Raw genomic sequence first — 4,994 nt, forward strand, 5'->3', positions numbered from 1 at the left:
TCTCCTGGCCCTGGAGAATGTCCCCCGGGCGCTCGCCAACTTCGACACGCGGGGTTTTGTCAAGTTGGTTGCGGCGCGGGGCAGCGGGCGACTGCTGGGCGCCCATGTGCTCGGTTCCGAGGCGGGAGAAATCATTCAGGCGGCGGCCCTGGCGCTGCGTGCGCGGATGAGTATGGCCGAGCTAGCCGAGTCGCTCTTTCCCTATTTGACGATGGTGGAAGGCCTGCGGCTGTGCGCCCAGGCGTTCGCGAAGGACGTCGAGAAGCTCTCCTGTTGCGCGGGCTGAGTCGCGGAGAAATCTCGTGCCAAGACTGGAAAAGTCGAATGAAACCACCCTCAAGGGCTTCTTGGCAGGCGGGGCGCTGGCCGCGATCGGGGTATCCCTGTGTTGCCTCGGGCCCCTGGCGCTGGTGAGCCTGGGGCTCGGAGGCGCCTGGGTGGCACACTTGACTGCCCTTGAGCCCTACCGTCCCTTGTTCCTCGGAGTCGCGGCGGTCGTGTTGGTCCTGGCCTATCGCCGGCTTTACCGCTCCGGGGGAGAGGAAACATCGTGCGCATCCGGCACCCCGTGCACCGCGCCGCGGGCCCAGCGCTTGTACAAGGGCCTGTTTTGGGCCGTTGCGGTGCTGGTGCTACTCTCCGGCGCTACGCCCTATATCGCCCCGCTGTTCTATTGATCACGTGTTGATGGGAGATAGAGCGCGATGAACACAGGTGTGCGGAGGTACGTGGGTATCTTGGGTCTGGGGATGCTGATGAGCGTCCCGGCCTTTTCGGCACAGCAGACCGTCGTGCTGGAGGTGCCCGGCATGAGCTGCCCTGTCTGCCCCATTACCGTAAGAAAAAGCCTGGAAAAAGTACCGGGCGTCATTCAGGCGGTCGTGACCTACGAGCCCAGGGAGGCCGTGGTCACTTATGACGACACCCGCACCACGCCGCAGGCACTGATGGAAGCCACGGCCAACGCGGGCTATCCCGCCATCGTCAAAGGGACGCGGCGATGACGGAGGCTTACGGGCTCGACTTTTCCGGCCCGTGGGGAATAAAGGGTTCGATGGAGGTGCCCACAGGGCAGTTGGCCATTAATGAAGCGCGGGCTTTGCCGCGGCCTGCTGCCTTGGCGTGACCGCTGCCCGCTCGGCGCTCACCGCGATCGGCGCCGCTTTCCTGATCAACGATGCCTCTTTGCTCCCTTTGTATGAGGGCTTGTCCAAGCTGAGCGTGTGGCTTTTCCACCGCTCGGCCCGCGCCTACGGAAAACTTGTGCTTTCTTTCCTATGAAACCCGTTAAAGCGCGTCAATGAAGGCTGCCATCTTGCGGCGCATCGCGGCATCCGGCAGCCGGCCGTATCCCGCTTGCATGTTGTCTTCCAGGTGCTGGGGCTTGCCCGTGGCGGGAATGGCGCAGGTGACTGCCGGATGGGAAACGATATATTTGAGAAAGAATTGGGCCCAGCTCGCGCAATCGAACTCGGCGGCCCATTCCGGCACGCTTTTCCCCCTTACCCGCGAGAACAGGTTGGCCTGGGCGAAAGGCCGGTTGGCGATCACCGCAGTTCCGGTATCGGCAGCCAGTGGCAGCAGCCGCCGTTCCGCTTCTCGCTCAGCGATGGAATAGTTGAGTTGCACGAAGTCGAACTCGCGGGTCCTCAGGATCTGCTCCAAGGCGTCGTAGGCGCCTTCGTGGTAATGGGTGATGCCGATGTAGCGAATGCGGCCTTGCGCTTTCCAGGCCTTGAGCGTTTGCCGATGAGTGTCCAGGTCCAGGAGGTTGTGGATCTGCATGAGATCCAAGCGCGCGATCCGCAGGCGACGCAAGGACTGCTCCATCTGGCGGATGCCTGCCTCGCGGCCGGTGGTCCAGACCTTGGTGGCGTAGAATAGCTGGCCCGCCAACCCGAGTCCGGTAGCGAGGTCTCCGACCACCGTTTCTGCACTTCCGTACATGGGGGAGCTGTCGATCAGCGTGCCCCCGCGCTGGACGAACCCCCGCAGCACCTCCTTGAGGGGCGCGCGCTCGGCGGCACTTCCCCCCACGTCGAAGGTGCGGTAAGTGCCGAGCCCGATCACCGGGAGCGTCTCGCCGGTCCTTGGGATCGGACGCTTCAGGATTTCCTGGCCCCCGGGGACTTGGGCGAAGGCGCCAGGGCCCAAGGCCGCGCTTGCCGCCATGGCTTGGAGCACCCGGCGCCGCAGGGGGGAAGATGGAGTAGCGGTCATGGGACGGTTTTCTGCGCGATGGAAGGGGTGGGGAACGCCGTGGATGACGCGCGCCGGCGCAGGGCCTCGTGGCGCGCGCCCAGCTTGATTCCGAGGACAAGGGACAGCAGTGCCAGGGGCAGGGCGGCGAGGGAGATGCCTGTGGCGCCCAGCCCCAGTGCTTTCAGCGCCGTGTGCAGCCAGCCGCTCGCTGCGTCGCCGCCCCGGTAGACCACGGTATCGATGAAGTTCTTGGCCTTGTATTTTTCTTCCACCGAGATCACGGTGAACAGCGCTTCCCGCGCTGGTTTGGCGAGGAAGAAATTGCAGGCACGCCGCAGAACTTGGAATACCACGATCACGCCCAGCACCGGAAACACCGCCAGCACGGCAAAGCCAACGAGGGAAAGCAAGGGAAGAGCAGCAAGGGCCAGCCCAAGCCCGTAGCGTACCAGGACGCGGCCGGTTAGGAAGAGCTGACCCACCAGGGTGAGGGTGTTCACCGCCAGGTCCATGGCGGCGAAGAGCTGGGTGCGGCCGCCCGGCGTGGGGATAGTGTCGCGCACGATGCGGGCTTGCTCGAAGTAGAGAAAGGTGGACAGCGCCGTGAACAGCACGATGTAGAGGCCGACGCCCAGGAGGTAAGGCGAGCGCAGGGTGAGGGTCAAGCCCGCCAGCGGGCTGCCGCCCACGGCCCGGTCCCGGAGAGCCATGCCCGGGACCGGGGACGCTGAACGGTCGGACCACCGCAACAGAGCGGCAATGAATGCCAGCGTTGCAGCGAGAAAGGCGCAGGAGACGAGGAGCAGGTTGGCCGGCCCCAGTTGCTGCGCTAGCCACACCGTCAGCAGGGGGCCCGTCACCGCACCGAGGCTGCCGCCAGCGGCAATGGCACCGAAGAGCCGTTTCGCCTGGTCGCTGTCGAAGAGATCCGCCATGAAGCTCCAGAAGACGGACACGACGAACAGATTGAACACGCTCACCCATACGAAGAAGCCACGAGCCAAGGGCTCCCGGGGAGCGCCACCCTCCAGTGCCAGGTAGAAGGCGAGCAGATGCGCAGCGAAGAAGAGGTATACGACGGGTACCAGGCGGCGCAGCCGTATCCGAGCGACCGCCCAGCCGAACAAGGGCGTCGCCGCGAGCATCGCGGCGAAGGTGGCGGTGAAGGTCCACGGCAGAGTCTCCACGCCCCCTTGGATACCCATTTCGTCTCGTACCGGCCGCAGCACGTAGTAGCTGCACAGCAGGCAGAAGAAGTAGGCGCCCGCCAGCAAGGCAGCGGGCCGCTCCTGGCGGGGAATACCGGTCAGCGACAGGCGCGGGGTGGGAGGCACGAGACCGTCGTTGCGCTTTTCCTGGTGGAACGAACGTCCTTTTCCTCGGCCCGCGAGCCGCAGGGGGATATGCGGACTGCGCCGCTGCTCGCCAAGGCGCGGATTCGCCCTCAACGATAAGTCGTTCGCCCCACCGGCGCAAGCCTATACAATCGCGGGCATGCGTTGGATCGATACGGAAATTCGTCGTGCATTGCTGGCCGGGGCACGGGACGCCTTGGGCGCTCCAGCCATGGTGCTGTTCGCCGGCATGGTGGGTTTCGGAGCCCTGGGGCGGGAGAGCGGCCTGGGCTTGTGGGTGACTTCCGCCACCAGTTTGCTCATCTATGCTCTGCCGGGGCAGGTGGTGTTCGTGGAAATGTTCGCGGTGGGCGCCTCGGGCCTCGCCATCTTCCTCGCTGTCTCCCTCACCGCCGCCCGCTTCTTGCCCATGACCCTCACCCTCATGCCCCAGGTGCCCCGCGCCCACCAGGGACGCTTCCTGTATGCCCTGGTGCACCTCATCTCCATGACCACCTGGGCCTCCATGATGAGCACCTTTCCCCGCCTCAAGCCGGAAGAGCGGCTGCCGTACTTCACCGGTTTCGGTCTAGTGTGCTGGGGCGTATCGGTGCCCGGTACGGTCCTGGGTTATCTCGCCGCGGGTCACGTGCCCACGTCCGTCACCCTGGGGCTCGTGTTTCTGAACCCACTTTTTTTCTTTCTCCTCTTTGCGGAGGTGCGCCAGCGGGCGAGCCGGCTCGCGCTCCTGATCGGGGGCGTGAGCGGTCCCTTGGTACACCTGGCAGCGCCCAGCTGGAGCCTACTGCTATGCGGCGTGGTGGGCGGATCGGTCGCGTTCCTGCTGGAACGAAGGTGGGAGCGCCGTGGCTGCTGATCTCGCCCGCTCCCCCTATTGGCCCTGGATCCTGCTCGCGGCTGCCACGGCAGGGACTTATTTGTGGCGAGGGCTGGGCGTTGCTTTTGCCGGCCGGCTGCGCCTGCATAGCCCCCTATTCCAGTGGTTCACCTGCGTCACCTACGCCATGCTGGCGGCCCTGGTGGCGCGGGTCATCGTGCTTCCGGTGGGGATCCTGGCGGAAACGCCCCTTGCCTTCCGGCTGGTCGCCGCCGCGGCGGGCATGGCGGTGATGCTGTGGCGACACGGCGGCCTGGTTCCGGGCCTGGCCGTCGGCACCGGGCTTCTGATCTTTCTGTCCGCCATGTGAACGGTGACACCTGATCGCCTTATGCCACTCGACGGCTCATGCGCCGCTCGAAGAGTAGCCACGCCGCTGTAGCGGTGCCCGTCACCACCAGGAAGGGCAGCGACCACAGGTTAAGGCGCTGCCATCCCTGGCTGGAGATGAGTGCTCCAGAAGAAAAGGAGGAGGTCGCCATGGTGAGAAAGATTAAGAAATCGTTCACCCCCTGGGTCTTGGCCCGCTCTGCGGGCGTGTGGGTCTCGGTGAGCAGGGT

General features: G+C 65.2%; 6 protein-coding genes and 2 pseudogenes. 5 read left to right on the top strand and 3 right to left on the bottom strand.

From position 1 onward, the window contains the following. The 3 genes and pseudogenes from V7Q81_RS14620 to merP form a co-directional block, all read left to right on the top strand. Positions 1 to 286 (top strand): annotated as a pseudogene (locus V7Q81_RS14620) (mercury(II) reductase); the annotation flags it as partial. 16 nt (positions 287 to 302) lie between these two features. After that, positions 303 to 677, top strand: coding sequence for a mercuric transporter MerT family protein (locus V7Q81_RS14625; RefSeq protein ID WP_333844730.1), 375 nt, complete (start codon positions 303 to 305; stop codon positions 675 to 677). Between the two features lie 27 nt (positions 678 to 704). Then, positions 705 to 1,004 carry a mercury resistance system periplasmic binding protein MerP gene (merP, locus tag V7Q81_RS14630; RefSeq protein WP_333844733.1) on the top strand — a complete coding sequence of 100 codons (300 nt, stop codon included), beginning with the start codon at positions 705 to 707 and terminating at the stop codon, positions 1,002 to 1,004. Positions 1,005 to 1,287: 283 nt separating this feature from the next. Here merP and V7Q81_RS14635 read toward each other — a convergent pair whose 3' ends face one another. Further along, positions 1,288 to 2,220, bottom strand: a complete 933-nt coding sequence (locus V7Q81_RS14635) for an aldo/keto reductase (protein ID WP_333844737.1) — start codon at positions 2,218 to 2,220, stop codon at positions 1,288 to 1,290. Next, the gene (locus V7Q81_RS14640) at positions 2,217 to 3,650 is read right to left on the bottom strand and encodes an NTP/NDP exchange transporter (RefSeq protein ID WP_333844739.1); all 1,434 of its coding nucleotides are present in this window, start codon (positions 3,648 to 3,650) and stop codon (positions 2,217 to 2,219) included. Before V7Q81_RS14640 ends, V7Q81_RS14635 begins: the two co-directional genes overlap by 4 nt. Positions 3,651 to 3,696: 46 nt before the next feature. Here V7Q81_RS14640 and V7Q81_RS14645 point away from each other — a divergent pair, with 46 nt between their 5' ends. After that, positions 3,697 to 4,413 carry an AzlC family ABC transporter permease gene (locus V7Q81_RS14645; protein WP_333844741.1) on the top strand — a complete coding sequence of 239 codons (717 nt, stop codon included), beginning with the start codon at positions 3,697 to 3,699 and terminating at the stop codon, positions 4,411 to 4,413. Next, positions 4,403 to 4,744, top strand: a complete 342-nt coding sequence (locus V7Q81_RS14650; RefSeq protein ID WP_333844743.1) for an AzlD domain-containing protein — start codon at positions 4,403 to 4,405, stop codon at positions 4,742 to 4,744. The genes V7Q81_RS14645 and V7Q81_RS14650 overlap by 11 nt, the downstream gene beginning before the upstream one ends. A gap of 19 nt (positions 4,745 to 4,763) precedes the next feature. Here the strand turns inward: V7Q81_RS14650 and V7Q81_RS14655 are convergent. Further along, positions 4,764 to 4,994, bottom strand: a pseudogene (locus V7Q81_RS14655) (MFS transporter); the annotation flags it as partial.

Source organism: Pelomicrobium sp. (assembly GCF_036803785.1).
GTDB lineage: Bacteria > Pseudomonadota > Gammaproteobacteria > Burkholderiales > UBA6910 > Pelomicrobium.

Bases quoted from the DNA above. Each gene is read 5' to 3' on its own strand.
- merP (WP_333844733.1), top strand. From the start codon at position 705: ATGAACACAGGTGTGCGGAGGTACGTGGGTATCTTGGGTCTGGGGATG.
- V7Q81_RS14635 (WP_333844737.1), bottom strand. From the start codon at position 2,220: ATGACCGCTACTCCATCTTCCCCCCTGCGGCGCCGGGTGCTCCAAGCC.
- V7Q81_RS14645 (WP_333844741.1), top strand. From the start codon at position 3,697: ATGCGTTGGATCGATACGGAAATTCGTCGTGCATTGCTGGCCGGGGCA.